The organism is Streptomyces sp. NPDC093568, assembly GCF_044764945.1.
Classification (GTDB): domain Bacteria; phylum Actinomycetota; class Actinomycetes; order Streptomycetales; family Streptomycetaceae; genus Streptomyces.
The window spans coordinates 18,014-44,390 of the sequence record NZ_JBIWJD010000014.1 but is presented as its reverse complement, the minus strand read 5'-3'; the positions used below and the strand labels follow the sequence as shown (position 1 = coordinate 44,390).

Below are 26,377 nucleotides of genomic sequence, written 5' to 3'. Positions count from 1 at the left end.
CCGTGATCAGGATGGACAAGGGCTTCTGCCTCTGTTCGACGGCCAGCAGCTTGGCGGCAAGACCGCCGCGGGAGCCTCCTGACCCGTGGTCCTCCGGCTCGCAGGCCACACCGCCAGGCGGTTCCTGTTGGGACTCCCCTCTTCACCCGCACCGGCGCCGTGCTGGTGGGCCCGCACGATCGTGGAGTCCGGGTTGAGGTCCCAGGTGATCCGCTCGTTGGCATCCGCCCGGGCCTGCGACGCAGTGAAGATCCGATGCCAGTTGCCGTCCCGCTGCCATCGACGGAACAGGTCGTACACCCGACCCCAGGGTCCGTACTCGGCGGGCATGTCCCGCCACGGGACACCGGTGCGGATCCGGAACCGTATGCCGTCGATCAGCTGTCGCCGGGCCCACGTCAGCGGGCGGCCGGGGTTCTTGCCTCTCAGTAACAGCGGCTCCAGCACCGCCCCTTGGTCACCCGTCGGGTCTCCACCTGCCACGAACCAAGATCATCACACGTCTTACGACTTGGGGAGCGATTACCCGGTGACGGTTGGTTGGTCAGGGCCGCGGGACGTTGAGCAGCAGATCTCGGTGGAAGACGGCCATGGCCCGGCCTGGGCCGTTGTAGTCGTCGACGATCTTCGTGTCGAAGCCGAGGCTACGATGGAAGGCGATAGAGCCGGTGTTCTCGACTGACGTGATCGCCTTCAACTTCCGTGCACCGAGACGTTCCGCTGCTTCAGCGAACGCCGTGTACAGACGACGGCCGAGACCGGTACCACGGGCATCATCCCGCGTGGCGATCAGGTGCACGTACCCGGTGCCTTCTGGGGTGACGAACCCGAAGATGTACCCGCGGATTCCGTCCTCGGACCGGGCAACCAAGCAGGTGGAACCGAACTCCTGCACCAAGGCCAGAAGGTGCAGCGACCGAAGGTCGCGTTCGCCCCAATAACGGGAGTGATCAGTCAGGACCTGGTGGAAGTCAGCCACCGCGGCCGGTGCGATGTGTATCCCCATGATGACGATCATGGCAGGCGCCCTGGTCGTTAGCAGGCGAAGGTCTGCACGGATTGGGCAAGTTGCGACGCAAGCCTGGGCCCGTGGGGCCTGTTCCCACCCTCCCCTATCCGGGGTCTCCCGCATACATTCGACGGGTTGATCGAAGAACCCGATCCCAAGTGGCAGGCGGGCTGTTGGCACCGGCCCGAGCAACGCCAGGTCTTCGTTGATCGGCTCCTCGTCACGCTGGTGCACCTGCGGCTGGGGCTGCCGCACGCCGCTGCACCAGTCAACCAGCCGGGCCAATACGTCCCGAAATCAATCGCACCCAAAGTCGTAGGCTCCACTTTCGATACACGCCCTGGTGCCGTGGGGCCCACGGCGTTGGGCTTCGTGGTGCGGCCGGGCTACGGCACCGCCATGGGGTCTGTCACCTATCGGCGCCCTGCAGTCGCAGATGCGCGATGAGCCAGTGACGGCGTCAGGGCCTCGGACTGGTGCCCGAGGCCCTTGAAGAAAGGAGTTGCTGCGGCGTCAGCTGTACAGTTCCTTGCGGTCGCTGCCGCCGCTGATGGCGATCTTGCGGGGCTTGGCCTGCTCGGCGACCGGGATCCGCAGGCTCAGCACACCGGCCTCGTAGGTGGCTTCGATCTTGTCAGTGTCGAGGGTCTCGCCGAGGAAGAGCTGCCGGCTGAACGTCCCCGCGGGCCGCTCAGCGACCACCGTATCGGTGTTCTCGCCGTACGCCGGCTTGCGTTCGGCCTTCACGGTCAGGACGTTGCGCTCGACATCGAGATCGATCGACTCCGCGTCCACGCCCGGCAGGTCCAGCTGCACGAAGAACGTGTCACCCTCACGCCAGGCGTCCAGCGGCATGCCCGCCGGGTGCGCGGCCGTGCCCCAGACCCGCTCGACGAGCCGGTCAAGCTCGCGGAAGGGATCCGTACGCATCAGCATCTTTCATCCCTCCTTCACGTCGTTCCTGAGTCCAATCCGCTCTGCTTCTGATATAGCACCACGCCGGAAAGTTGACAACTATTGGCTCAACTTTTTGGTGATGTTCTGGACGGTGACCTGCCGCGGCCAGGCCGCGTCGCCCTCCGGGTCGGCGGTGGACACCGCTGGGCGGCTGCGCGGGGCGTCGGGAGAAGGTCGTCACCACGAGCACCGGGCCCCCGGCGCGCAGGGCGGCGAAGTCCCGGCGCCGGGGGTGCTCCAGTTCGCCCACGCACCAGCGCCCGGGACGGAAGCGGTAGCGGGGCCCGGGATGCGGGCGCACCGCGCGCCACGGGCGCGGCTCCCCGGACGTCGTCCACGGGCTCAAGACGCAGGCGCACGCTGCGGCGCCGCGCCACCAGCGCCCACCACCACGGCAGACGCACCACCAGGTCGCCGCCGTCGATGCGCAGCCGCGTCACGATGCTCGCCTGCCGTTCGGATGTCCAGGGCGCACCGCATGCCCCGCGCGCCTGCGGTGCGTCGCGCCTGAGTTACTCATGGGGAGCAGGTCAGTGGGCCACGCGGGCACCGGAGGCGGGCCCGGTCCAGGACCGCACACCGCGCCCGGGACGGGTCCGGTACTCGCGCCAGGCCGCAGCCAGCCACAGGCCGCCCGCGATCAGTGCGTAGAGGCCCAGCACCAGCGCGATGGCCACCGCGTCGGCGTCCGGGCGCAGCCACAGCTGCGCACCCGCCGCCGCCGACAGGCCGGCCGAGGCCCGCCACCACCACGCGTGCCGCAGCTCATGTCGCATCCGCGTGGCGACCCACAGCTCCAGGCAGCCCGTCACGATGGCCCAGGCGCCCGCCACGACCAACAGGGCCAGGGCCGTCAGACCCGGCCATACGCCCGTGATCAGTCCGGCCGCCACTCCGAGCGTGCCGGCCGCCGCACAAGTCACGGCCGACCGGCGCTCACGCCGGTGCCACCACGCCGCGCCCAGCAGCATCACACCGTCCACCAGGGCATACGCACCGAACACCCCGGCCAGAGCCAGCACCGTCAGCCGCGGCCAGAGCAGCGTCAGCACGCCGAAAACCACCGCCGCCGCGCCGCGGGCGGCCGGCAGCCAGACCGTCTTCATCCTTGCCGTCACCAGCGATCTCCCTTCCGGCCATCCTGTGCGCGGACAGCCGGACCACTCCGGTGGCGGCCGACGACATCGACGCGACCGAACACGTAGGCACGTATAGGAGGTTGAGTCAACTGCTGTCAACTTCATACAGTGGGCGCTTGTCAGAGAATCTCTTGTCGGGTTATACGAATAGGCGGGTACTCGATCGTCACGCCGCAGTCTTTGCGGCCTGCCTTCAGGAAGAGAGAGGTTGGATATGCTTGCGCGTACGGGTGTTCTGGGCGATCTCGACCGGCTCACGCAGCAGCTCGCGAACGGCTCTGCCTCGGTCGGCACCGTCATCCCGGCGGATGCCTGGCGCGATGAGGAAGCGCTCTACCTGCAGTTCGATCTGCCCGGCATGGACCGCTCCACCATCGAGCTGACCACAGAGCATCAGACGCTGACCCTGATCGCCGAGCGGCCCTCCCCGATCCCGGCCGACGCCCGTCCCGTGCTGACCGAACGGCCCGTCGGCCGCTTCACCCGCCGCCTGGCCCTGTCCGATGCCCTGGACGCCGCAGCCGCCGAGGCCGCCTACGACAACGGCGTCCTCACCCTGCGCATCCCGCTGGCCGCACACGCCAAGCCCCGCAAGATCGCCATCTCTGGCGACGCACCCAAGCAGCTGAGCGCCTGAGCTCCCTCAGCCCTTCCGTCCCAATCCATCGAAGGAGGTTCACACCATGGGCGCCCTGCTGTGGCTGCTCATCCCGCTCTTGGCCGGTCTCGCCGCCAGCATCTGGGCCTGGGACACCGGACGCCGCAACCCCAGCCTGCCCGACCACGACACCTGGGAAGACCTCGACCGCTACCAGCGACTGCGGAGCGTCCTGAGCACCGACGAACACACCACCACGGCATGAGTTGGGTGAGCGCGAAGCCGCGAGACACATGCTCAGCGCGGGCGAGGTTGCCGGGTGTCCCTTCACTCATCGCTGAGCACCGCGTTCGTGGCGGTGGCTGCGGGTTGCACGCAGGGTGCTGGGCGCGCCGAGTCGGTACCCGGCGTACCCCCCGCGCGGGCCTCCGAACGGCCCGGCGCAGCCAGAACGGAAGCCCACGAACTGCGCGTGGTCGTACCCGATGACGACCTACACGCACGGGCAGAGCGGACCATCGGGATGATCGGCGCGCTTCACCGGGCAGCAGGCCGCCAAGAACTACGGACGCGGTCGACCGAGGCACGGGCCTCCCCTAACGCTGGTGGGGGTGAAGCGTCGGCGGTGCGCCTTTGAGCTTGTCGCCCAGGTTGAGCCTTCTCACCGAACCCTGAGTGCCGGCTCCTGGTGCGGCCATCCCACGGCGGTATTGGTGGAAGGTGGGTCCGTTGCGCGCGTCCGTCAGCCGTGCTTGGCTCGCCCGATGAACTTTCTGTTGACGGCGAGTGGCCTGCGCAACGAGACGCTGCGGGATGCGCTGCGGGACATGCTGGGGAAGCCGTTCGGATCGGCGAACGTCGTGTTCGTTCCCACGGCTTCAGTCGCCGAGCGCGGGGACCACGGGTGGTTCGTCGCGGATATGAACCGGCTGCACGGCCTCGGCTGGCGGGAGTTCGACGTCCTGGAGCTGAACGGCCTGCCCCGGCAGACGGTGCTCGACCGGCTGCTCCACGCCGACGTCATCTATGTCGAGGGCGGCAATCACTACCACCTCGCGCGCAGCATCACCGGCAACGGCCTGGCCGACGGTTTCCTGGAGGCGCTGGCGAGCCGGGTCTATGTGGGGGTGAGCGCCGGATCAATGATCTTCAGCCGTAATCTCACCGGACACTCCGCCGACGTCATCGGGGACACCACGGACCTCCACGTGCTCGGCGCGACGACCGTGGAGCCGCCGTTCGGCCTCTTCGACTGGTATCTCAAGCCCCACCTGTACTCGCCGAGTTTCCCCGAGCGGGACGACGCCTGGGCTGATCGCATCGCTGCGCGGGCGGACTTCCCGATCTACTTCATCGACGACGAGACGGCCGTTCGCGTCAGGGACGGCAAGGTGGATGTCATCTCTGAAGGCCGGTGGCGTTTCCATCCGTGACCCAACACGTGGCGGGGAGCCCCGGACAGGGCAGTGCGGCGCCAAGGGCGCGCTGATGGGGGGTGCCGCTGTTCGACTCGGCGTTGTTCGTAGGCCGTCCGGCGCGTGGTGGCCTGAGCACCATTCCGGTGGACGTCCCAGGGAAGCTGTGAGGAGTGGACCACCACTCGCCCCCGCCCCCCATCAGATCTTGCTGCGCGCCCGCCGGCGCCGGCCTGGCGGCCGTCCAGACCGGCGGACCGGGCGACGTCACGCAGGGGCGCCGAGCGGCGGGTGCTCGAGTACGCGGGGCTTGTACTCGACCAGCTGGATGCGGCCGTCGAAGGTGCGGTGCTCGATCATCTCGAGGGCGACGTCCGGATAGCCGTCGTAGATGCGTTCCTCGCCCGTGGCCCCCGTGATCACCGGAAACATCACGACCCGGAAGCGGTCGACGAGTCCGGCTCGTAGCAGGGACCGGCACAGGCTGAGGCTGCCGATCGTGCTGAGGAGCCCCGAGCCACTCGACTTCATGGCGCGGACCGCCTCAACGGCGTCGTCGCGGACGAGCGTGGAGTTGGCCCACGTCAGTGGCTCCTCGAGTGAGGAGGAGAACACCACCTTGGACGCTTGCGTGAGCTGGTCGACGGACGCCTCTTCTTCGGGCCTGAACTCGTCTTGACCCTTCGGAACCTCACCTGCGGCGAATCCCGACATCAGGCGGTAGGTGTTCGCTCCCATCAGATAGGTGGCCTCGGGCTGCTCGCCGAGCCATGCGAGGTACTCCGGGCCCTCGAGGCCCCAGAACCCGGGCCATCCCTCTCCCGATGCGTAGCCGTCGAGGGAGGTGATGAAGTCGACCAGGAGCTCCGACATGACGGTGTCCTTTCCTAGGGTGTCCCGAGCTTGGACCGGCCGTGAGCCACAAACTCATCGGCCGCGCCGTGAACAGCGAGAAAACCCATGACCGGGGGGATGCGCCATGGCCGACGCCGCCCTGCACGCGCTCACGACATGTTCGTACCCGTCGATGTGACGGCGTGGCGCTGACTCCCTCGATCGAGCCGATGCTCGCCGAAGCCCGGCGGCAAATGCCCCCGGACGGGGCACTGCCGGGGCAATGGATCGCGGAGCCCAAACCGGACGGGTCGGCGTGCGCGGAGCGAAACGCGCGGCCGCGGACGCCTGCGTCGGCTACCTGACCGGCCACTTCGGCTACGCCACCTCCCCTGCGACGGGCCGGCCGATCGTCACCGGCGCACTCGAGGGAGCTTGCCGCCACCTGATCGGCAACCGCCTCGACATCAACGGCGCACGCGGGGCCTGACGGGCAAGCCGTCCTCAATTTCGCGCCCTGGACAAGAACGACGACTTCCCGATACTGCCGATGATGTCGAACGGGGTGCCGCTGTGCGGCCCGGCCGTCAGGAGCAATGACGCCGGCATGTCGGGGAAGGACCCGCCGTCGAGGGGCATCGAACCGGAGCCGGAGGACGACGGTCCGTCTTCCGCGAGGCTCCGCAACGCGCCCTTGCCGGCGAGCAGCAGGGACATGCCGTGCGCGGTCCCGGTGAGGCCGGCACCGAGCGCGGCCAGGCGCTTCCGGACGGTGCCGGAGGACAGGTCGAGGCGGCCCAGCGCCATGCCCGCGACCACGAACGACATCCACGGGAGCGCCGGGTAGAAGCTGGCGGCGGCGCCTTCGTCCTGCTCGACGCCTCCCTGGACGCGACCTACTGCAAGGCGCGGGTGAACCACCAGATCGTCTCCCAGGCCGTGGGAATCGCGACCGGCATCACCGAGGGCGGAGGGCGCGAGGTCCCCGGGCTGATGGTCGGCGCGAGAACGAGGCGTTCTGGAAGGAGTACCTGCGCTCCCTGCGTGAAACGGGGCCTTAGCGGGGTCCGTCTGGTCATCACCGACCAGCACTCCGGGCTGGTCGCCGCACTCCGCAAGGTGATGCTCGGCGCGGCCCGGCAGCGTGCAGGGTTGACTTCCTGCGCAATGTCTTCAACGTGATCGACAAGGAGTCCGGCGAGATGGTCGCCGCGATGATCCGCACGATCTTTACCCAGCCCACGTCTGACCTCGTGCGCGCTCAGCTGGCCACCGTCGCCGAGATGCTCGGGAACCAGATCCCCAAGATCAGAGCCATGTCGCTGGAGGCCAAGGAGGACCTGACCGCCCTCGCGGACTTCCCGCAGCGACACTGCAACATCCAGTCCACGAACCCGCTGGAGCGGATCAGCGGGGAGATCAAGCGCCGCGTCGACGTCGTCCAGGTCTTCCCCAACCCGCCCGCCTGGAACGGCTGGTGACCCCAGTGCTCTGCGAGATGCGCGACGAGTGGATCGCCTTCCCCGCCGCTACCTCCCCGAGGGCAGCATGGACGTGCTCCACCCCGAGCTCCCCGACGGCGCCCCGGCACTACCCAACACCACGACCACAACCGCCAGTTGATCCCCTACACCACGACTAGGACACCGTCCGTCCCGGCCGTCAGCAGCGTCAGCCGTTGAGGATCCCGCGAGGGCTGGTGAGGGTTCTCAAAGGGGCAGTTCGACCCACCGAGTAGCGCCCTGTTCGTGTGTGACAGTGCCGTGATGAGTGGCGAGGGCGGCAACGATCTGCATTCCACGGCCGTGCTCCTCCATCGGGTCGGTCCGTGGCGGCGTGCGGAGCTGCGGTCCACCGTCCGTCACTTCGATGCGAAGAGTGCTGCGGGGCGTACGGCAGAGCCGTAGGGCTGCCGGTGGGAGGGCGTGGGTCACAGCGTTGGTGACCAGTTCGGAGATGACGAGCAGTGCGTCCTCCCGTGTTGCCGACTGCACGGGCAGGCCCGCGAGGAAGTCGCGGGCGACACGGCGTATCCGGCTCACGTCTTCGACGCCGGCGCTCACCCGGGTGAGGCAGCTGTCTCCTGCGTCAGGGAAGCTGCCCTGCGGTCCGCTGGGATGGGGCTTAGGTGCTGTGGCCACAGCGCCGAGATCTGCCTCGAACAGACGCATCGGCTCGGTCGGTTCGGGGAGTACCTGAGCAGACATGGCAAACCTCGCGTCTTCCGGCGCACACGCCGAGGGGTTGTGCTGATCTTCAGGACCGCTGGTAATAACCAGTTATGACCACCTTGGCCTGCTGGGGTTGGTTTGTCAATGAACTCCGGACAGCTCTCTTGCGCTGTTCGCGCCTGTGGATCAGCTGTTCGTGTGCCGGTTCCTTGCCCGGAAGGCCCGGCGGTGCTCCTTTTGGATCTGCTGCAGGGGGTCGCCGTCGAGTTCCCAGGGCCAGCTGGTGGCGACCGCCGAGATCGCCTCGAAGACCGGCCATGCCTCGCGCGGGCGCGTGGCTTGCATCAGGACGTAGGCAAGGAGGTTGAGGTCGGCGCACGCTGCTGCGTGGGTGAGGAAGCCCGGCTGCGGCCAGGTTTCGAGGGCTTGGTCGACGAGTGCCAGCTCCTGCGGTTGGTTCCAGTGCCGGTGCGCGGTGATCGCCGGGATCCCGCCGGCCGCCAGGATCCGGCGGTACCGGTCGAGTGAGGAGGTGAGGCCGAGGGCCGTCACGGGGCTCCCTGAAGGCGCGGTGGTAATGACGGAGTCGAGGAATTGCAGGGTCAGGGCGTTGGAGCCGCATTCCTCCGGGGAGACGTAGTGCAGCATCTGCCAGTGTGCTTCCCGATTCCAGCGGTCGCGTGCCTGGACGGCCTCCCACACCGGCTGCACCGCTCTCCCCAGGGCTCGCTGCATCCGTTGGCAGTTGAGCAGGGCAATCCAGGGGGCAGGATCCGGGGGCGCGAGCTCCGCCGCGTGCCGGCACAGACTTACGGTGCCCTCGATGTCGATGGCCGCGCCGGTGGCGCGGGCCTGGTGGATGTCGGCGAACACCTGCAGAAGCACGGCGTCGGCGCTGGTGTGATCCCGGTTTCGCCATTGGCGGGCGAGGACGGGGGCTTCTGGCAGGGCGCTGAGCACGAGCAGGCGGTGCATGCGGCGGTCCCAGTCGTGGCCGGGGTCGCGCAGTGCCTGTTCGATGGGGTAGGTGAGGGCGCCACGGTCGTTGGCTTCGGCCAGGTTGTTGCCCTGGGCGGCGATCTGGGCCTCAAGCTGAGTCAGGGTGCGGGCGAGTTGGCTGTCGTCCAGTGCCGGGCACAGTCGGCGGGGTGGTCGTTGGCGTCCTCTTCGGGGCCACATGGTCACCTGGTCCTTCCGTCCGGGGCGGGTGGTGCGGCAGCGGGGGCGGCTTGCCGCTGCCGCACGGTGGCAGTCACGCTGTGCGTGGGGTCTGCGCCTGTCGGGGGGCGCTTCAGGAGGCTCAGCTCACCCGGGCCGGGGCCGCGCCGGTGACTGTCACGGCGTGCAGGGCCGCCCCGAGGAGCCCGGCGTCGGCACCGAGGGGGGAGATCTCCACGGCCGGTACGGCACGCCAGGCCAGTCCTCGTTGCAGGCTCCGTCGGACCGGGGCTGTGAGGCGTGGTCCGGCCGCGGTCATTCCGCCCGCCAGGACGATGCATTGGTGATCGAGCAGAAGGGTCGAGGTGACCAGTGCCCGGCCGAGGGCGTCTGTCGCCTCCGCCCAGATGTGGTCGGCGTCGGGATCAGTGTCCAGGCGCGCGCTGATGTCGGCGGCGGTCTCCGCGCTGTTGCCGGTGCGGCGGTAGCGGCGGACCACGGCATCGGCGGCGGCGTACGCCTCGACGCATCCACGCTGGCCGCAGGAGCACAGTTCTCCGTCGGCGTGCACCGGGATGTGGCCGAATTCCCCGGCGATGCCGGTCCCGCCTCGTATGAGACGGCCGTCGCTGACGATGCCTGCGGCCAGACCGGAGCCGAGCACGACCACGAGCAGGTCGCTCACGTCGATGCCGAGCCCGAGCTGCCGTTCGGCCAGGCAGGCAGCCCTCGCATCGTGCTCAAGCGTGACGGGCAAGCCCACGGCGTCGGCCACGGCTGCGGCGAGGGGCGTGTCGCGCAAGCCGAGGTTGGCCGCGTAGCGGATCACCCCGCCCTCGGTGTCGATCAGCCCGGCAGCGCACAGGCCGACGGCCCGCACGCCCGGGCGGGTGAGTGCCATGGCTGCCTGCACGACCGCGGCGACGACGGCATCCTGCCCTTTCGACGAAGGTGTGGGGAGGCGAAGGGTCTCCTCGGCGATCCCCTGGGGGCCGTAGCGGGCTGCCTTGATCGTTTGCCGCCGAGGTCGACGGCGACAACGTGTGCCGGGTGCGTCATCAGTACCTTTGGCCGACGGGCTTGTGACGGGCAATGCAGCGGTAGTAGGCCCGCTGCCGCAGCTGGGATGCGGCGAGTTCGTCCACCACGACGGTGACGTGGGCATGTAACTGGAGGATCGAGGCGGGGCAGGCCGCGGTGACGGGGCCTTCGACGGCGGCGGACACCGCGCGGGCCTTGTGCGGACCGGTGGCGATCAGCACCAGGTGGTCTGCCTCACCGATCGTGGCGAGCCCCTGGGTGATGACGTGGCGCGGTACATCCTCGATGCCGCCGAAGAAACGTGCGTTGTCCCGGCGGGTGCCCTCCGTGAGGGTCTTGAGCCGGGTACGCGAGGCCAGTGAGGAGCCCGGCTCGTTGAACCCGATGTGGCCGTTGACCCCGATGCCGAGCAGCTGCAGACCGACAGGACCGGCTTCGGTCAGGCACTGCTCGAAACGGCGTGCTTCCGCAGCGGGATCGAGTGCCGTCCCGGAAGGCACGTGGAGCCGTTCGGAATCGAGGTCGATGTGCGCGGTCAGCTCGCGCCGTATCACCTGTGCGAAGGCTTGCGGGCTCGAGGTCGGGAGGCCGATGTACTCGTCGAGCAGGAAGGCGTCGACGCCGCTGAAGCTGAGGCCCTCGTGGCGGTGGCGGCGGATCAGGTCGCGGTAGACCGCCAGGACCGAGGAGCCGGTGGCCAGTCCGAGCGTTGTCACACCGTCGGCGAGCGACTGCTGGACGATGCCGGCGGCCGTCCGGCCGACGTCATCGGCGTCGGGGCGGATCACCACCTCCATCTCTACCGTCCCTCCCGGTCATGGGCGGCGGCTGCGCGGAGCGTGTCGCTCATCTCCCGGGCGGTGGCGCGTGCTGCTGCGGGCGTGGGGGCATCGAGTGCGGCGTCCGCGAGGCTGCGGCACTGCTCGAGTGTGAGCTGGGCCAGCGTGTCGCGGACGGCGGCGACGGCCGGGGCGGCCATGGACAGGCTGCTTACTCCGAGGCCGACCAGGACGGGGGCGAGCAGCGGGTCAGCGGCCGCTTCGCCGCACACGCCCACCGGCCGCTCCAGCGCCGCGCCGGCGCGGCACACGCCGGCGACGAGGGTGAGCAGGGCGTGCCGCCAGGGGTCCAGGAGATGGCCCAGGACATGGGATGTGCGGTCGGCGGCCAGGGTGTACTGGGACAGGTCGTTGGTGCCGATGCTGGCGAAGTCGACGTGCTGGAGCAGGCGGTCGGCGTCGAGGGCAGCGGAGGGTACTTCGATCATGACCCCTACGGTCTGCAGGCCGAAGCTGCGGGCGAGGTCGGCGAACTGTGCGGCTTCCTCGGCGGTGGAGACCATCGGTGCCATGACCCTCATCTGTGCGCCGGTGCGGCGCTGGGCCGTGGCGAGGGCCTGAAGCTGGGTCACCAGGATGTCGGGGCATTGTGCGGCCGTGCGCAGTCCCCGGATTCCGAGGGCGGGGTTGTCCTCCCGGGGCAGGTGCAGGAAAGGCAGGGGTTTGTCGGAGCCGGCGTCCAGGGTGCGCACGGTCACCGCGCGCTCGTCGAAGGCGGTCAGGACTTGCGAGTACGCCTGGATCTGTTCCTCGAGCGTGGGGGGTTCGCGGCGGCTCAGGAAGAGGAATTCGGTGCGGAACAGCCCCACACCCTCGTTGTCGGCCTGCGCGGCGTGGGCGGCGTCCGAGAGGGTGCCGATGTTGGACAGGAGCGTTACGGCATGCTGGTCGGCGGTTCGGCCTGGCCCCCTGGTCTGCGGCTGCCTGCGCGCAAGGGCGGCTTCCAGGGCCTGCTGTCGGCGCTGAGCCGAGGGGTGCGGCTCGACGGTGCCGGCCCCTCCGTCGAGGAGGACGAGTGTGCCGTCCGGCAGGTCGGCTGCCTGCGGGCATCCGACCACTGCGGGCAGACCGAGGCTGCGGGCGAGGATCGCGGTGTGGCCGGTGGGGCCGCCCTGCTCGGTGAGCAGGCCCACCACGTCGCCTTCGGCCAGTTGCGCGGTGTCCGCCGGGGACAGGTCCTCGGCGGCGAGGACGAAGGGATGTCCGGGCCGGGGTATGCCGGGCATGGGCACCTTCATCAGCAGCGCCACGGCCCGGTTGCGTATGTCGCGCAGGTCGGCCGCGCGTTCGGCCATGTAGCCGCCGGCTTCCTCGAGTTGGGCGCAGAAGGCGTCGATCGCGAGGGAGAGGCTGTGGGCGGTGGGGGTGCCCCGGCCGATGTGGTCGGCGGCGGCGTGGACGAGAGCGGGGTCGCCGGCCATGGCGGCGCTTGCCTCCAGGATCGCTCCTGCGGTTCCGCCGTCCGCGACGGCGCGGAGTTGCGCGGCCACATCCGTGAGCGCTTGGCGGATCCGCTGCACTTCGTGGCCGGGGTCGGCCCCCGGTTCCTCCTCGGGGTCGGTGACCACCGGCGGCGTCATGCGGACCAGGGGTGCACACGCCAGGCCGGGGCTGACGCCGTAGCCGGCCATCGTGACGGAAGCAGAGTTCACGCGTCGAGCTCCTTGCTCAGCAGGTCCGCCAGCTCATCCAGGACGGCCTCGGCCTGCTCGCCTTCGGCGGTCAGCGTGACCCGGTCGCCGTGGCGGGCGGCGAGCGTCATCACCCCGAGCACGCTGTCGGCGGCCACCGGGGGCTTGCCCTCGATGGCGATCGTGACCGGCACGGATGCCTGGGAGGCCGCCTGGACGAAGGTGGCGACGGGCCGTGCGTGCAGGCCGCTGCGGGAGCCGATGGAGACGACGCGCTGCGCCATGAACGTTTCCTTTCGAAGGGTGGGTGGGTGTGCGGGGCCCTGTCAGGCCGCGGGCTGGGGCTGGCGTTCCTGCTCTGTGTCCGGGCTGTCTTCCTCTCGGCCGGGGGTGCGCAGGTTCCAGCGGCGGATGACGAAGCGGAACAGGACGTAGTAGAGGAGGGCGTAGCCCAGGCCGATGGGGATCAGCAGCAGCGGCTGGGTGGCCTTGCCCCAGTTGAGGACGTAGTCGATGAGCCCGGAGGAGAAGGTGAACCCGTGGTGGATGTCGAGTGCGTTGACCAGGGCGAGAGAGGTTCCGGTCAGCACCGCGTGGGCGAGGTACAGGGGCCAGGCGACGAAGAGGAAGGCGAACTCGATCGGCTCGGTGATGCCGGTGAGGAAGCTGGTGAGACCGGCGGAGAGCATGATCCCCCCGACCGCCTTGCGGTGTTCGGGGCGGGCCTCGCGCCAGATGGCCAGGGCGGCGGCGGGAAGGGCGAACATCATGATCGGGAAGAAGCCGGTCATGAAGATGCCTGCCTCGGGATCGCCGGCGAAGAACCGGTTCAGATCCCCGTGGGCGCCCTGGTAGTCGCCGATGATGAACCACACGACGGAGTTGAGGATGTGGTGCAGGCCGAGCGGGATGAGCAGCTTGTTCGCCGTTCCGTAGATGCCGCCGCCCACGATGCTGTTCTCGTCGACGGCCTCACCGACCGAGGTGAGGCCGCTGTTGAACAGGGGGTAGACCAAGCTCATCAGGACCCCCACCACCAGCGCGGTGAAGGCAGTCAGGATGGGTACGAGCCGACGGCCGCTGAAGAAGCCGAGGTAGGGCGGAAGCACGGTGCGGTAGAAGCGCTGCCAGAGCATTGCGGCGAGCAGACCGATGATGATGCCGCCGAGGACCCCGAAGTTGACGACGGCCTGTTCACCCGCGAGGTCCTTCTTTCCCTCGAGGACGACCGGGGACATCGCGGTGAAGACCCCGTCGAGGACGAGATATCCGACCACCGCGGCCAGTGCTGTGGAGCCGTCCGCCTTCTTGGCGAACCCGATGGCGATGCCGACGGCGAAGATCAGCGGCAGATGCGTGAACAAGGCTCCGCCGGCGGCGGAGATCACGTGCGCGGTGTCCTGCAGGGCGGAAAACCGGCCCAGGACATCGTCCTGCCCCAGCCGGAGCAGCAGACCCGCGGCGGGCAGCGTGGCGATCGGCAGCATCAGGCTGCGGCCGAGTTTCTGCAGGCCGGCCAGGCCCGGACGGCGGCCTGAAGATGTGGACGTGACGGTGCTCATGACGAACCTCGAAGGTGAGCGGAGGACGGGAGGCGCGGAGAGCCGGGCAGGAACGCAGCAGCGCGGAGCTGCTGGATGAGCCGAATCCCGCTGGTAACGTCTGGTCATGACCAGTTGCCCCTCAGAATGGCGCTGGGCTCCAAACGTGTCAATGCCTCGACGCAGCAAAACCCCAGCCCGTCACGGGAGACGTCGTGGCTCACCTCGAGCAGGCGCAGTCGTCACTGCGGCAATATCGCGGAGCCGCGTATGCTGCATACTGGTAGTAACCAGCGAGGGAGTGCGGCGGAGGCTCCCGGAAACCGAGAGAGGGGTCGCAGTGACCGCACAGCAGATCGCCGGCAAAGGCATCATGTCCAAGCACGCCCAGCTGCGCGCGATCCTGGTCGACATGTGCACCAACCAGCTCTCCCCCGGCGACGCGCTGCCGAGCGAGCGCCAGCTGTGCATCGACCACGGCGTCAGCCGGGTGACGGTACGCGAAGCCCTCAGCCAGCTCGTGGCGGAAGGCCTGGCCGTGCGGGTGCACGGGCGCGGCACCTTCGTCGCCGAGCGGACCCACCGCTCAGAACTCGGCCTGGCCTCCTTCCATGAAGACATGCGCCGACTCGGCCTGGAGCCGGGCACCGTAGTCCTCTCCATCGACAAGGAGCCCCCCACGCCGGCCGCCGCCGCGGCTCTGGGGATGACCGAGGAGCAGCAGGCGTGGCATGTCCGCCGCCTCCGGCTGGCCGACGGGACTCCCATCTCCGTCGAAGACGCCTGGTACGACGCGGAGCTCCTGCCCGAACTGGACTCGGTCGACTTCACGGCGTCGGTCTACGACACCCTCGAGTCCCGCTTCGGACACCCCGTCAACCGCGCGGAGCAGACCGTCGGAGCCGGCCCGGCCTCCACGGAGACAGCCGCACTCCTGGGCATCCGCAAGGGCACGCCCGTCATGACCTTCGACCGCATCGCCTACAGCGGCAAGCAGCCCGTCGAGCACGCATACTCCTGGTTCCGCGCCGACCGCTACCAACTGCACATGACCCTCTCCGACCGCTGACCTTCTCGCCCACTCCCCTCCGGGCCGAGTGCCCTTCGGCCTCCCCCAGCTCACGACCTCAGCATCCGTATCACCGGCCGCGGCGCAGTCGCCCTTCGCCGAGTGGGACGGAATCCTCCGAGCCCCGGCTCTGCGCTCGCACCACACCGACTGGCGGACGGATGCTGTTCGACGGCCTGCACGCCCTGATCAGCGGGGATTTCGTCACGCCGAAGAACGAAACACCCGCGGACCGGCTCGGACCATGGGCAGGCCTGTTGTCCGCAGGGGGCCTCGACCCGCGGTCGGTGCTGGTCGAGGTCACGTTTGTCGGACGCCAGCGCCTACCTCGCGGCCGGCATCGCATTCGCTGCCAGAGCACAGGGGGCATGGTGGGCGGTGCCCACCCTTGCCGTACTCGGTCTTTGGTATCTACGGTCCGGCGCCGTGGCCAACCTCGCGGTCGTCGCCCTTGTTCTCGCACCGGCGCTGCGATCACCCGCATGGTCGGACTTGAAGAAGGTCCGTAAAGCCCCCCAAGCCGGCCACCGGGGCGCCTGTTTCGCCGACCTCCTGCCGGCACTCCAGCGCGCCGACTTCACGACATCCGTCCACGAACGCTGACCACTCCCTTCGGGCGCCGCCCGGAGTCCACGGAACAAACAGCCGGGGCCGGTCCGGTACCCCCAGCAGTGGCGCACCGCAGCGGGTGACCGCCCGGCCGATCCCGACAAGCCGCTGCCGACCGCCGCAGCCTGCCCGGGTGACCCTTTCCCGAGGCCAGGCGATTGGCATGCCCATGGTTAATTTGCCACCGAACCCCCCAGCCGCTAATCTCTGGTCACTACTGGTAATTACCAGTGTGGGTTCGCGGCGCCTCACGAAGCGCCGTTCGGCACGCTCATCATCGAGGGGGCACATATGTCCAAAGCACAATCGATCGTCGAAGGGCTCGGCGGTGCCGGGAACATCACCGATATCGAGGCCTGCATCACCAGGCTCCGCACCGAGGTGAACGACACGGACGCCGTCGACGTCGGCGCTCTCAAGAAGGCAGGGGCTCTGGGAGTCCTCGTCTCAGCCGGTGTCGTACAGGTCGTCGTGGGCCCGGAGGCGGACTCCTTGGCCGAGGACATCAAGGAGCTGCTGTGAGGCTCGCGGTCTACGCCCCGCTGTCCGGGACCCTCGCTGCGCTCGGCAACGTCCCGGACCCCGTCTTCGCTGCTCAGATGGTGGGCTCCGGAATGGCGGTGGAGCCCGATGCCGACACGGGGCCCATCGACGTCGCGGCCCCCGTCGCCGGCCAGGTCGCCACGGTGCGCCCGCACGCGTTCGTCATCCGGACCGGAAGCGGGGCAGCCGTCCTGGTACATCTGGGCATCGACACCGTTCGGATGAACGGCGACGGATTCCGCACCCATGTCGCCGAAGGAGAACACGTCGAGGTCGGCCGGAATGTGATCACGTTCGATCCCGGCGCGGTTCGCGCCCGCGGTCTGTCCGCGATCTGCCCTGTCGTCGTCCTCGACAGCGCTCCCGGATCCGCTCAGGCACCGTCGGTCACCGGACCGGTTCGGGCCGGAGCCCTGATGTTCAGCTGGGCTGCGTCATGACGGCCGCCCGCCGTGGCATCCCGAAGCAGTGGGGCGCACTCGGCTCCGGCCCCCGGGACCAGTGCGAGGCAGTCCTGCTGGACCTGGACGGAACCCTCGTTCTCAGTGAAGAGGTCCACCGCCTCGCCTGGCAGGCCTTCTTCGACACCTGGGGCGTCACGGTGACCGAGGCCGACTACGAACAGCACTACATGGGACGGCGACCCAGCGACGTCATCGCCGCCGTTCCCGGGCCCTGGACCGACACCGACGCAGCAGCCGTGCTCTCCACCATGACCGCCTTCACGCTGGAACACGCCGGCAGCGTCCAGGTCGTGCCCGGCGCCGCCGCACTCATCCAGCAACTGCGCGTGAAGTACCCCGTCGCCGTCATCACCAGCGCCGGCGCCCCGTGGGCGCAGTACCTCCTCGACAAGGTCCTCGGCGTACGGCACCTGGTCGACGTGGTCATCACCGCCGAGAACACCACCGCGGGCAAGCCCTCCCCCGAGGGCTATCTGAGGGCCTGCGCCGCGCTGCGCGCCCGGCCCGAGCACTGCCTGGCCTTCGAGGACTCGCCGTCCGGGGTCCGCGCCCTGGTCGCCGCAGGGGTGCGGGACATCGTCGGCGTCACCACCACCGCCGCCGCGGCCGACCTCACCGACGCCGGAGCCCGCTGGACCGTTCCCGACCTCACCTCCGCCCGCGTGCGCGGCGTCCGCGGCGCTCTCCGGGCACGCAACGCGGCAGGACGAAGCAACGATGAGGAGAACCGAGCATGAGCAGACTCGATGTGGCTGTGATCGGGGCCGGGTTCATCGCCCGCACTCACGTGCCGGCCTGGATCGCCCTCGGGGCACGTATCCGCATCTTCTCCACCGACGGACAAGCCGCCCTGCTCGCCGAGGAGTTCGGCCTCACCGAGGCCGCCTCCCTGGAGGAAGCCCTGGACTGGGCGGCAGTCGCCGATATCTGCACCCCCACCACCACCCACCACGACATCGCCCTGGCCGCATTCGAGGCGGCAGCGGACGTCCTGTGCGAGAAGCCGCTCGCCCTGACGCCGCAGGACGCCCAGGAGATGGCCGACGCCGCGCACGAGGCGGGACGACTGCTCTACCCCGGACATGTCGTGCGGTTCTTCCCCGCCTACGTCCGCCTCCGTGACGCCGTCACCTCCGGGGAACTCGGACGCATAGCCGTGGCCCGCTTCACCCGCGCCGGCCGCTATCCCACATGGAGCAGCTGGTTTGCCGACCACGCCCTGTCCGGCGGCATCGTCACCGACCAGATGCTCCACGACATCGACATCGCACGATGGCTCTTCGGTGAAGTCGTCAGCATCCACGCCGTCCAGCGCGGAAACCCCACCGCCCCGGACGGCCCCGTGGCCACCGGAAGCGCCACCCTCACCCACGAATCCGGCGTAATCTCCCAGGTCCTGGGCGTATGGGGCCCGCCGGCCACCCCGTTCCGCTACACCTTCCACGTCGCCGGCCCCCACGGCACCCTCACCCACGACTCCCTCGCCCACCCCTCGCTGCGCGTCGTCGGCGACCCGGCCGCACAGGGCGACGGCGTACCGACAGGTGACTTCGGCGAAGACCCGTTCGCCACACAGATACGCGAGTTCGCAGCCGCGTTCCAGGGCGGCCCCCCGCCCCGGGTCAGCGCCCACGACGGCGTCGCAGCCGTCCGCATCGCCGCAGCAGCACGGCAATCCGCCGCCACCGGCCTGGCCGTCGCGGTCGACGCCACCTACCCGCACCCGCTCGTGGAGGAGAACCACCGATGAAAGTCGCCGTCCTGTCCCTGGCCCATGTCCACGCGGCGACGTACCTGCAACTGCTGCGCGAGCGCCCCGACATCGAACTCATCGCCGCCGACCCCGACGCCGACCCCGCGGACCCCACACGTGGCCAGGCCCTCGCCGACGAACTCGGCGTCTCCTACCGCCCCAGCTATGAAGCAGCCCTCGCCGAACAGCCCCGTGCCGTCATCATCACCAGTGAGAACACCCGGCACCGACACCTGGTCGAACAGGCGGCAGCCGCAGGCGCCCACGTCCTGTGCGAAAAGCCCCTGGCCACCACCGAGGCCGACGCTCTCGCCATGATCGAAGCCTGCGAAAAGGCCCGCGTCAGCCTCATGACCGCCTACCCCGTACGCTTCCACCCCGCCTTCGCCGCCCTGCGGCACAGCCTCACAGACGGCTCACTCGGCCGGCTTCTGAGCGTCCACGGCGTCAACAACTCTTCCCCGCCCGCCCTGGAACGCTCCTGGTTCGCCGACCCCGGACTCTCCGGAGGCGGCGCGGTCATGGACCACACCGTCCACATCGCAGACCTCCTCGACATGCTCCTCGAAGGCGAACAGCCCACCCACGTCTACGCCGTCGCCAACGACCGGCTCTCCCCCGCAGACGCAGACCCGGACCCGGAGTCAGCGGAAGGCGTCGAGACCGCCGGCCTGATCACCCTGACCTATCCCCGTGGCCTGGTCGCCACCATCGACTGCAGTTGGAGCCACCCCGCCACCCACCCCACCTGGGGCGGCCTCACCCTCACCTGCGTCACCGAACGCGCCCTGGCCGAGTTCGACGCCTTCCCGCCCCTCCTCACGGGCCACAACACCCCCCAGGCCACGCCCCGTTGGGAACCCGCCGCCACCGACCTCGACACCGCCATGCTCAACAGCTTCCTCACCGCCGCCCGCACCGGCCAACGCGCCCACCCCGACGGACAGGCGGGACTACGCACCCTGCGCATCGTCCTCGCCGCCTACGAATCCCTCATCACCGGCCAGCCCGCCACCGTCACAGCAGCTTGACCAGCCACCAAACCCGCCCCTCGTTGGCTGGGCCGCAGCACGCGGAGGCTTTGACCATCACGAGCAAGGCGTATGCCGCTCCCGGTCAGGCGGCGAAATCACGAAGCTGGATGCGGCCCGGCCAGGCTCCTACGGTGCAACTCAAGCCGCGTGAAACTACAACTCGGAGTCCCAGCTACCGACGAACTGTTCGATCTCACCGACGCGTTGCTGTGTGCGGACGGGCCCGTGAGGGCTCCGGTGGACCTGACGCTGGTGGCCACGCACCGGCGCGGGCACGGCGCCATGTATGACGCGCTGAACTGCGGGAAGGTGGACGTGCCGACGCTGCGCCAGGTGCAGGTCGGCCCGCCGATGCCGCGGGCCGCCGACGGCGGGCCTGGTCCTGGCGGTCGACGTCAGCAACTGGCTCCGCCCGGACGCGCCGACCAGCGCGGACCGCCTCTTCTGCCACGTCTACGGCCGCGGCGGCCGCTCCTCGGACCAGTTCGCTCCCGGCTGGCCCTACTCGTTTATCGCTGCTCCCGAATCGGGCCGGTACGAGGGCTGCTACGGGCAGCTGATCCTCGGCGCTGACGATCTTGCGGAGACGGGCCAGCTCAAGGATGTCCGGCGTGCCGCCAGGGAGGCAGGACGGCGTCTCGACCGGAAGGCAACCATGCACCTCGTCGGCGGGAGGCTCTTCGTCCTCGACGAGCGCGGGGTGCCCGAGAGGATCGAGCGGTTGGCTGGGGATGCGGCCGCTGCTGCGATGGACCGGTTCTGGGAGGAAAGCCGCCGGCCGTGCCTGACCTGATCAGACGGAGACGACACACATCAGGCGGCATCTTCCTCCAGGGTTGCGGCCGTCTCGGCGGCAGGCTTGTTTCCCGCGGTCTACGTCAATTGCTCGGCTCAGTACGCGGCGACGTCCTCTCGCCACCGTGGGCCTCGGCGAGTGGCTGCCAGACCCTCGCGCTCAGCGCCATGCCCCGGCCCTTGACGGCCCCATGCGCCCGGCATGGCCTCGGCGTCCTCGACGTTGGTTGCGTCCCCGAGACACCGGGATCATGAGACTCGGCCGGAGACGCGCCCGCGCCGGCTCGGTGAACAAGCACTCGAAGCTCCTGGCAGCGACGTGGCCATTGTCAACAGCCCGTTGCCGCCAGGAGCTTCACCTTCCGGTACCGCCTGCATCCACCAACGCCCCAACCACTTCAGGCTGGCCAGGCTGGCAGGGAGTCACCGACTGACGGTCGTTCGAAGGTCAGAGAGAGGCGCTGACGCCGACATGGTTGTACTGGCCAGCTGCGCCCAGAACCTCGTTCTTGACGGCGTCGAGCTGGGCCAGGGCATCCGCGCTGTTGACCGCCGTGGGGCCGACGATGAGGCTGGCGTGCGGGTTCAGGCCGCCGGAGACGTTGTCGAGCTCGGCGTCGGAGATGCCAACGGTCTGAACCTGGGGAGCGGAGTTCATGAGGAAACTTCCCTTCGTATGGATGATCCACAACGGGGGCGGCCCGCTGGGGACAGGTAGCGGGCCTCGGCCGCAGGCACGCGAAACCCGATTTCGGAGACTGTCGCGCGGCTCCCGCGGTGCAGAGGATCAAAGCACGGAGCACACCCGGCGACCAATCAACCGGAGCACGCATCCACGAAGTGGAACGAACACGCGGCGCATCCGTGCAGGCGTGCGCACGACTTGAGGGCTGCTTCTCTACATCCCGCACGGCAGGACGCGACTGATACTGCCGCGAACTGAACACTCCCCACCATCACGGCAGTTTCCGGCATGCGCTTGTACGGATACCTCGCGCTCCGTGACGCGGTTGCGCATCCGCTGTGCAGATTCATTGAAGTCCGAATTGGCGTCCGAACGCGGCGGCTCTCGCGGCTCCCTCGCCGATCAGCTCCACGGCCTGTGGGCGGAGAGCCGCTCGGTGCCGGAGGGCCCGGGTTTGGTGGTGAGCGCCGGAGCCGGGAACCAGGTGTCGAGCACCGTGCTGGCGGCGGCGACGGTAGCAAGCCCGGCGGCCAGGGCAACGTACCGGGGAGCGTGGGACGCATCTGCTGCTAAGGAAGGAGGTGGTCATCCATAAATCCGGCGAACACAACCGCCGGAAGATCGTGTAGGGCAGACGTCAAGCGTCACCCGACGCCGACCCGTCAACCATCAACTGAGACTCGACAGACTAGGCGCGTACCGTCCGCAGGCTACGTGCTCCGCCAGAAGTGTCCTGCGGCCCGGCGGGGGCCTCAAGTCATGGTGCGGGGAAGGGATCTTCCAACTCGGGCCCCTCCCAGAATTCGGGGCCGAGAGTATCTTTCAGCAGGGCATACATGCTCTTGCGGAAGTGGGCGGTCACGAGCCATGGGCGGGTGAAGATTCGGATCCCCCCGACCTCGCCCGCACCGTTGAGCGTAAAGATTTCGACCAGTTGCTGAACGTGACCGCCCTCCACGTATTCGTCGATCACCACCGCGAATCCCGACTGGCCCTCGATGTCGAGGACGGCACGTACCTTGAGGTCGCTGAAGCTCTGCGCCGCTGCTTTGAGGACGGGCCCGACGACGGCTTTCCCCGTCGGCTCTTCACGCAGGATCGGGGAGTACAGGGTGACGTCCTGCGCCAGCGGCGGGACGGCTGGGTGGTCAACCCAGACCGGTGTCGGCCCCTCCGGGGTGTACGGTCCGGATCCAAGGCTCGGGTCTGCCAGAGCGGGGTCTGTCTTCGCAATCACTTCGCGCAGAGCGGCCATGAATGGCCACGGCCGACCGTAGACGTCGATGGTGGCGATCAGGCCCGCAGCGTTGTGCCGGGCGAGCGCGACGATCTCTGTTTCCCGTCCGCCGGAGCTCGCGCTGTACACGACCCCCTCCAGCTCGTCTCCCTTGAGCCGGACTGTAGCCTCAGGCGCGGCAAGCGCCTGCTGGTACGTACGGAGAGCTGCCGAAGCAGCGTCGCGACCCGCGATGCGGGGTGCACTCAGCGGAGTCGCGAGAGAGACGTCCTCGGCAAGCGCCGTGGGGGCCTGTCCTGAAAGTGCGGCGTTCAACTGATCCGACATCGCGCGCTCCTCGTGGTCACGATCGAGGCGAGCCTGGGCTTCGGGGGATACTCGGGCGCGAGGTCTGCGGTCGCGCGCTTGGCGCCGGGGCCCCCTTCTGATGTATTGCGGCTCTACCCGGGCGGTGTCGCAGAATCCTTGCCCTCAGCCAGGTCCGTCGCCGCTCTTCCAGCATGCGCCTGGAGCACTGCCCAGCGCATGCTGAAGGATGCGGCCGCTCCTTTGCCTGGGAATCAGTGGCCTGGAGGGTTTGGGTGCCAGCCCGGCAGAGGGCACGGTGTCCCCTGGCTAGTAGCTAGTGCTCTGACCGCATACGTTCGCCGGGTTGGCGGCGTCGGTGCTCGGACCGGCTGGACTCGGTGTGGGAACAATGCGAACGGCCGCGGAGCCGATCAAACTAGGCTTCCAGCATGTCTGGTCCGCCGTTGGTGATCGAGTTGGCGGAGCCGCTCTCCCCGGCTGCGCTGCGGGAGTTCCGCGCGTTGATGGTGGGCTCTCCTCCCAATTCGACGAGAAGCGGCCCAGGTTCGTATCGACGTCAACGTGCCCGTAGACCGACTGGGCGCCGAGGACAGGCGAGAGAAGGACTGGCGAAAGCCGTTCCCGCTGCCACTCCTCGGCAGCACCTCCGCGGACGAGGAGCTCACAACCCTGGTGGGATGCAATCCGCAAGGCGAGGACTGGCGTCGGCCCTTCCTGGTCTACTTGATGGGGCCGGGCATCGGCGACGAGAGCACCTTCGAGGCTGAGCACGCGGACGAGCCCGAGGTGGAGGCCATCCTCGGCTTCAGACCGACCCTTGCCGTCAATGTCAGCGCCGGCTGCGATCACGAGATCGACCACGTGACCACGGCCCTGCTGACCGCCGCTGTCATGGACGTCATCGGGGACGCGGCCAATGTCGAGCTGCTGAATGGACAGGCGCCTCGATGAACATGACAAGCTGGCCCGCCCGAGAGCGTTTCGCCTGGCGGAGGATCGTCGGACAGCGGCTCGTACCTTCCCCCTCGCGGCACAGACACCTTGGTCAATGCGGCTCGCGTCGAGAAACGGGAAGAGCACGGTGACGTGCGCCGAAACACCGGCACACGTGGAGGGGTCAAGCCGGTCACGCCACGCTCGCACCAAAAGGCTCCGCCTCCGGAAACCTCACGATCAGCCCGGACTGTCCTGCCTGGAATCCCTGCGCGTCGCCATCCGCCATCACCTCTGCCTATCAGCGGGCCTCGACCGGCGGCGACCGGACACTCCCGCTCTGGAAGCAGGAGGAGGCGCCGCCCAAAAGGTCATCAATTGGTGGACTAGGGTCTCGGGCGGGTAGACGCGCGCGAGGTCTCGAGGGCGGGTGCTTGGAACGGAAGTCGCGCGGCGCGGCGCGCTAGGTAACGTCTCGTCGATCAGGTGTCGAGCCAGATGAGTGTGCTGGCCAGGGTGATAGCGGCGCGGAACGGTCTGGCTGTGGCGATGCCACACCATTGCTTGAGGCGGCGGAAGCAGCGTTCGACGACGTTGCGGTGCCGGTGGGCGGCTCTATCGAAGCCGCAGGGGCGTTCGCAGCGGCGACCCGGCCTGCAAGTTGGCCGACATGTTCGGGGACGGTCGCTTTGATTCCTCCTTCTGCGCCGGTAGGCGCGGAAGGAGCCGACCGAGCAGCCCTTGTCGGCCACGACCCGTTCGGCCGCCGGCGGGATCGTCCCGGTCCGAGCCGGGCGACCCGGATCGCGTCGGTGACGGCTTGGGCCTGGGTGCAGTCGTTGCGCGCGCCGGCCGTGACGGTGAAGGCCAACGGCCGGCCGCGTCTGTCGCAGATCAGGTGAACCTTGGTGGTCAGCGGGAGCGTCCAAGACCACGCTGTTCGCGCTCCCTTGGGCGGCGGCGTGCTGGTGAGCTCTGACGATCGTGGGGTCGAACGCGACCAGCCACCCCACCTCGGCCCGTGTCTCGGCCGCAGCCAGGAGCCGGTCGAGTGCCGTCGGCCGCCCAGCGGGCGAAGCGGCCGTGCACATCGGCGGCGCCGGGTCGGCGCAAGTCCCCGCCGCCACGTGGCCTCAGTCGAAGTCGAAGGTGGCCACCACCGGGGCGTGGTCGGACTCGGGATACTTGATGTCGGTGGCGAAGGCGATGGAGTCGTCGTGGAGGATCTCGTTGTGGATCTCCGAGCCGCGGTAGTGGGCGAGAAGGTTGCGGGTGACGAGCATGTGGTCGATCATCTGGCCCCGGCCGTGGTGGAAGAGGGTGTAGCGGGCCTCGTTGGGGATCGTGTGCTCGATGGGGACCAGGACCCGGCTGGCGAGGTCGCCGTTGTTGGTGTCCTCGACGTTGCCGCAGATGGCCAGGACCGGTACCTCTTCGGGCTCGGCGTTGAAGTCACCGGCGACGATGACGCGCGCCTCCGGGTCGTCGTCGAGGATCTGGTCGATGAGCCGTCTGACTTCCAGGGCCTGACTCATGCGCTTCATGGACGACAGGAAACTGCCCTCGGCCCAACTGTCGGCGCTGCTCCAGATATCCCCGTGGGGGCCGGTGAGTTGCCCGGGGATGTCGCTCGGGAGTTTGGACTTGAGATGCACGTTGATGATGTGCAGCACACGGCCGGGGGCCGCGTGGTCGATGTCGATCTGCGCGTGCAGGATCGGGCGCTCGATGCCGATCGCGACCGGTCCGGTGTCAGGGGGTTTCGCGGTGAGCCGTTGGTAGCGCGGCTCATTGACCAGGTCGTTCTTCAGCTGCTGGTGCTTGATGACCGGCAGGTGGGTGGCTATGACCAGGTTGCGCAGGTCGAAGACCGCGTCGTTCGCGGGCTTGGTGCTGGTCAGCGACGCGCCGTCGAGGTTGGTTCCGGCCAGCAGCTCTTTCAGTGCGAGCAGGTCACGGGGCTGGCCGGGACGTTCCTGACCGTGCACTTCCTGGAAACAGGCGATGTCCGCCCGCAGCCGGGTGATCTGAGGCTTCATCAGCGCGATCCGGTCGGCCAGCAACGGGAGCACGCCCGGGGCCGGCTCGTCGAAGTTCTCCAGGTTGAACGTCGCTATCCGTATCTGTGTCACAGGTTCCTCCCGTGTGTAGTGCCGTGGTCGAGACACACGGCGCGGTTCATGACCCACTGGTCCACAGCAGCGGGGTGGGGATCGGGGATGTGGACTGCGGGCGCCTCGGAGTTCTCATGGATGGGCCGGGCCGAAATCCGGGGGCGCGGCGAAGGTGATCTCGCTGATGTGCCGGGCCACGTCCCCGGGCAGGGCGTCGGCGTTGAGCGCCTCTGGTCGAGGGACACCCTCCGAAAGACCGAAGGTGACGTGGAACAGGGATCGCGGTCCGGTGAGTGCGAAGGAGATGCCTACTGCGTCACCGACCTCGAAGCCCCGTGCTGTGAACCAGCGACAGACTGTCCGGACGACGTCCGGGGAGGGGACGAGCCGGTGGACGCGGTCGGCGGTCAGCTCGCCAACGGCGGGCTTCTCTTCCCCTCCCGGACGAAGGATGACCAGCGCGGACAGGAGGTCCTGCTGTCGGCCCTCGGACACGGCG

29 protein-coding genes and 4 pseudogenes are annotated in these 26,377 nt (G+C 68.9%); 15 read left to right on the top strand and 18 right to left on the bottom strand.

Going from position 1 to position 26,377, the window contains the following annotated elements:
* Positions 1-6: 6 nt before the first annotated feature.
* Positions 7-447, bottom strand: a complete 441-nt coding sequence (locus ACIRD7_RS37290) for a transposase (RefSeq protein WP_403460485.1) — start codon at positions 445-447, stop codon at positions 7-9.
* Between the two features lie 97 nt (positions 448-544).
* Complete coding sequence (locus tag ACIRD7_RS37285; RefSeq protein ID WP_403460335.1) at positions 545-1,018, bottom strand: GNAT family N-acetyltransferase; 474 nt, start codon at positions 1,016-1,018, stop codon at positions 545-547.
* Between the two features lie 126 nt (positions 1,019-1,144).
* Between ACIRD7_RS37285 and ACIRD7_RS37280 the strand changes: the two genes are divergently transcribed.
* Positions 1,145-1,456 carry a hypothetical protein gene (locus ACIRD7_RS37280; protein WP_403460334.1) on the top strand — a complete coding sequence of 104 codons (312 nt, stop codon included), beginning with the start codon at positions 1,145-1,147 and terminating at the stop codon, positions 1,454-1,456.
* A 66-nt stretch (positions 1,457-1,522) separates the two neighbouring features.
* Here ACIRD7_RS37280 and ACIRD7_RS37275 read toward each other — a convergent pair whose 3' ends face one another.
* Together ACIRD7_RS37275 and ACIRD7_RS37270 are read right to left on the bottom strand one after the other, a co-directional pair.
* Positions 1,523-1,945, bottom strand: a complete 423-nt coding sequence (locus ACIRD7_RS37275; RefSeq protein ID WP_403460333.1) for an Hsp20/alpha crystallin family protein — start codon at positions 1,943-1,945, stop codon at positions 1,523-1,525.
* A 551-nt stretch (positions 1,946-2,496) separates the two neighbouring features.
* On the bottom strand, positions 2,497-3,084 hold the full coding sequence (locus tag ACIRD7_RS37270; protein WP_403460332.1) for an HdeD family acid-resistance protein: 588 nt from the start codon (positions 3,082-3,084) through the stop codon (positions 2,497-2,499).
* A gap of 235 nt (positions 3,085-3,319) precedes the next feature.
* On the opposite strand from ACIRD7_RS37270, the gene ACIRD7_RS37265 reads away from it, so the two are divergent.
* From ACIRD7_RS37265 to ACIRD7_RS37255, 3 genes are all read left to right on the top strand, one after another.
* Entirely contained in the window at positions 3,320-3,742 is a 423-nt protein-coding gene (locus ACIRD7_RS37265) for an Hsp20/alpha crystallin family protein (protein WP_403460331.1), read from the top strand.
* Between the two features lie 46 nt (positions 3,743-3,788).
* Positions 3,789-3,968 (top strand): hypothetical protein, encoded by a 180-nt coding sequence (locus ACIRD7_RS37260; RefSeq protein WP_403460330.1) that lies wholly within the window; start codon positions 3,789-3,791, stop codon positions 3,966-3,968.
* Between the two features lie 499 nt (positions 3,969-4,467).
* The gene (locus tag ACIRD7_RS37255) at positions 4,468-5,136 is read left to right on the top strand and encodes a peptidase E (RefSeq protein ID WP_403460329.1); all 669 of its coding nucleotides are present in this window, start codon (positions 4,468-4,470) and stop codon (positions 5,134-5,136) included.
* 249 nt (positions 5,137-5,385) lie between these two features.
* Here the strand turns inward: ACIRD7_RS37255 and ACIRD7_RS37250 are convergent, their stop codons facing one another.
* Positions 5,386-5,991 carry a dihydrofolate reductase family protein gene (locus ACIRD7_RS37250; protein WP_403460328.1) on the bottom strand — a complete coding sequence of 202 codons (606 nt, stop codon included), beginning with the start codon at positions 5,989-5,991 and terminating at the stop codon, positions 5,386-5,388.
* 277 nt (positions 5,992-6,268) lie between these two features.
* Between ACIRD7_RS37250 and ACIRD7_RS37245 the strand changes: the two genes are divergently transcribed.
* Positions 6,269-6,442: a hypothetical protein gene (locus ACIRD7_RS37245; protein WP_403460327.1), complete on the top strand. Its 174-nt coding sequence runs from the start codon at positions 6,269-6,271 to the stop codon at positions 6,440-6,442.
* A gap of 47 nt (positions 6,443-6,489) precedes the next feature.
* Here the strand turns inward: ACIRD7_RS37245 and ACIRD7_RS37240 are convergent.
* Positions 6,490-6,801, bottom strand: a pseudogene (locus tag ACIRD7_RS37240) (hypothetical protein); the annotation flags it as partial.
* A 63-nt stretch (positions 6,802-6,864) separates the two neighbouring features.
* Here ACIRD7_RS37240 and ACIRD7_RS37235 point away from each other — a divergent pair.
* Positions 6,865-7,433: pseudogene (locus ACIRD7_RS37235) on the top strand (transposase).
* 228 nt (positions 7,434-7,661) lie between these two features.
* Here the strand turns inward: ACIRD7_RS37235 and ACIRD7_RS37230 are convergent.
* The 7 genes from ACIRD7_RS37230 to ACIRD7_RS37200 form a co-directional block, all read right to left on the bottom strand.
* Positions 7,662-8,123 carry an ATP-binding protein gene (locus ACIRD7_RS37230; RefSeq protein WP_403460483.1) on the bottom strand — a complete coding sequence of 154 codons (462 nt, stop codon included), beginning with the start codon at positions 8,121-8,123 and terminating at the stop codon, positions 7,662-7,664.
* A 186-nt stretch (positions 8,124-8,309) separates the two neighbouring features.
* On the bottom strand, positions 8,310-9,302 hold the full coding sequence (locus tag ACIRD7_RS37225) for a hypothetical protein (protein WP_403460326.1): 993 nt from the start codon (positions 9,300-9,302) through the stop codon (positions 8,310-8,312).
* Between the two features lie 121 nt (positions 9,303-9,423).
* Positions 9,424-10,446: an ROK family protein gene (locus ACIRD7_RS37220; RefSeq protein WP_403460325.1), complete on the bottom strand. Its 1,023-nt coding sequence runs from the start codon at positions 10,444-10,446 to the stop codon at positions 9,424-9,426.
* Positions 10,340-11,119, bottom strand: coding sequence for a glucosamine-6-phosphate deaminase (nagB, locus tag ACIRD7_RS37215; RefSeq protein ID WP_403460323.1), 780 nt, complete (start codon positions 11,117-11,119; stop codon positions 10,340-10,342). The genes ACIRD7_RS37220 and nagB overlap by 107 nt, the downstream gene beginning before the upstream one ends.
* A gap of 2 nt (positions 11,120-11,121) precedes the next feature.
* Positions 11,122-12,792 (bottom strand): phosphoenolpyruvate--protein phosphotransferase, encoded by a 1,671-nt coding sequence (ptsP, locus tag ACIRD7_RS37210; RefSeq protein ID WP_403460480.1) that lies wholly within the window; start codon positions 12,790-12,792, stop codon positions 11,122-11,124.
* 17 nt (positions 12,793-12,809) lie between these two features.
* On the bottom strand, positions 12,810-13,076 hold the full coding sequence (locus tag ACIRD7_RS37205; RefSeq protein WP_403460322.1) for an HPr family phosphocarrier protein: 267 nt from the start codon (positions 13,074-13,076) through the stop codon (positions 12,810-12,812).
* A gap of 42 nt (positions 13,077-13,118) precedes the next feature.
* On the bottom strand, positions 13,119-14,354 hold the full coding sequence (locus tag ACIRD7_RS37200; RefSeq protein ID WP_403460321.1) for a PTS transporter subunit EIIC: 1,236 nt from the start codon (positions 14,352-14,354) through the stop codon (positions 13,119-13,121).
* Between the two features lie 319 nt (positions 14,355-14,673).
* On the opposite strand from ACIRD7_RS37200, the gene ACIRD7_RS37195 reads away from it, so the two are divergent.
* The 8 genes and pseudogenes from ACIRD7_RS37195 to ACIRD7_RS37160 form a co-directional block, all read left to right on the top strand.
* Positions 14,674-15,402: a GntR family transcriptional regulator gene (locus ACIRD7_RS37195; protein ID WP_403460320.1), complete on the top strand. Its 729-nt coding sequence runs from the start codon at positions 14,674-14,676 to the stop codon at positions 15,400-15,402.
* 426 nt (positions 15,403-15,828) lie between these two features.
* Positions 15,829-16,005, top strand: coding sequence for a hypothetical protein (locus tag ACIRD7_RS37190; protein ID WP_403460319.1), 177 nt, complete (start codon positions 15,829-15,831; stop codon positions 16,003-16,005).
* Between the two features lie 297 nt (positions 16,006-16,302).
* Complete coding sequence (locus ACIRD7_RS37185) at positions 16,303-16,533, top strand: glucose PTS transporter subunit EIIB (RefSeq protein WP_403460318.1); 231 nt, start codon at positions 16,303-16,305, stop codon at positions 16,531-16,533.
* Positions 16,530-16,994 (top strand): PTS glucose transporter subunit IIA, encoded by a 465-nt coding sequence (locus tag ACIRD7_RS37180; RefSeq protein WP_403460317.1) that lies wholly within the window; start codon positions 16,530-16,532, stop codon positions 16,992-16,994. Before ACIRD7_RS37185 ends, ACIRD7_RS37180 begins: the two co-directional genes overlap by 4 nt.
* Positions 16,991-17,755, top strand: a complete 765-nt coding sequence (locus ACIRD7_RS37175) for an HAD family hydrolase (RefSeq protein WP_403460316.1) — start codon at positions 16,991-16,993, stop codon at positions 17,753-17,755. Before ACIRD7_RS37180 ends, ACIRD7_RS37175 begins: the two co-directional genes overlap by 4 nt.
* The gene (locus tag ACIRD7_RS37170; protein ID WP_403460315.1) at positions 17,752-18,768 is read left to right on the top strand and encodes a Gfo/Idh/MocA family protein; all 1,017 of its coding nucleotides are present in this window, start codon (positions 17,752-17,754) and stop codon (positions 18,766-18,768) included. The genes ACIRD7_RS37175 and ACIRD7_RS37170 overlap by 4 nt, the downstream gene beginning before the upstream one ends.
* Positions 18,765-19,802 (top strand): Gfo/Idh/MocA family protein, encoded by a 1,038-nt coding sequence (locus ACIRD7_RS37165; RefSeq protein ID WP_403460314.1) that lies wholly within the window; start codon positions 18,765-18,767, stop codon positions 19,800-19,802. The genes ACIRD7_RS37170 and ACIRD7_RS37165 overlap by 4 nt, the downstream gene beginning before the upstream one ends.
* A gap of 150 nt (positions 19,803-19,952) precedes the next feature.
* Positions 19,953-20,439, top strand: a pseudogene (locus ACIRD7_RS37160) (transposase); the annotation flags it as partial.
* A 609-nt stretch (positions 20,440-21,048) separates the two neighbouring features.
* On the opposite strand, the gene ACIRD7_RS37155 reads toward ACIRD7_RS37160, so the two are convergent.
* The 3 genes and pseudogenes from ACIRD7_RS37155 to ACIRD7_RS37145 all read right to left on the bottom strand — a co-directional run bounded on the left by ACIRD7_RS37155 (position 21,049) and on the right by ACIRD7_RS37145 (position 22,849).
* Positions 21,049-21,258 carry a hypothetical protein gene (locus tag ACIRD7_RS37155; RefSeq protein ID WP_403460313.1) on the bottom strand — a complete coding sequence of 70 codons (210 nt, stop codon included), beginning with the start codon at positions 21,256-21,258 and terminating at the stop codon, positions 21,049-21,051.
* Between the two features lie 376 nt (positions 21,259-21,634).
* Positions 21,635-21,819: pseudogene (locus ACIRD7_RS37150) on the bottom strand (2,3,4,5-tetrahydropyridine-2,6-dicarboxylate N-succinyltransferase); the annotation flags it as partial.
* Between the two features lie 223 nt (positions 21,820-22,042).
* Positions 22,043-22,849, bottom strand: coding sequence for a hypothetical protein (locus ACIRD7_RS37145; protein WP_403460312.1), 807 nt, complete (start codon positions 22,847-22,849; stop codon positions 22,043-22,045).
* 543 nt (positions 22,850-23,392) lie between these two features.
* Here ACIRD7_RS37145 and ACIRD7_RS37140 point away from each other — a divergent pair.
* Positions 23,393-23,782: a DUF6368 family protein gene (locus tag ACIRD7_RS37140; protein ID WP_403460311.1), complete on the top strand. Its 390-nt coding sequence runs from the start codon at positions 23,393-23,395 to the stop codon at positions 23,780-23,782.
* A gap of 1,115 nt (positions 23,783-24,897) precedes the next feature.
* Here ACIRD7_RS37140 and ACIRD7_RS37135 read toward each other — a convergent pair.
* The gene (locus ACIRD7_RS37135; protein ID WP_403460310.1) at positions 24,898-25,896 is read right to left on the bottom strand and encodes an endonuclease/exonuclease/phosphatase family protein; all 999 of its coding nucleotides are present in this window, start codon (positions 25,894-25,896) and stop codon (positions 24,898-24,900) included.
* Between the two features lie 114 nt (positions 25,897-26,010).
* Positions 26,011-26,373: a hypothetical protein gene (locus ACIRD7_RS37130; RefSeq protein ID WP_403460309.1), complete on the bottom strand. Its 363-nt coding sequence runs from the start codon at positions 26,371-26,373 to the stop codon at positions 26,011-26,013.
* Positions 26,374-26,377 lie beyond the last annotated feature (4 nt).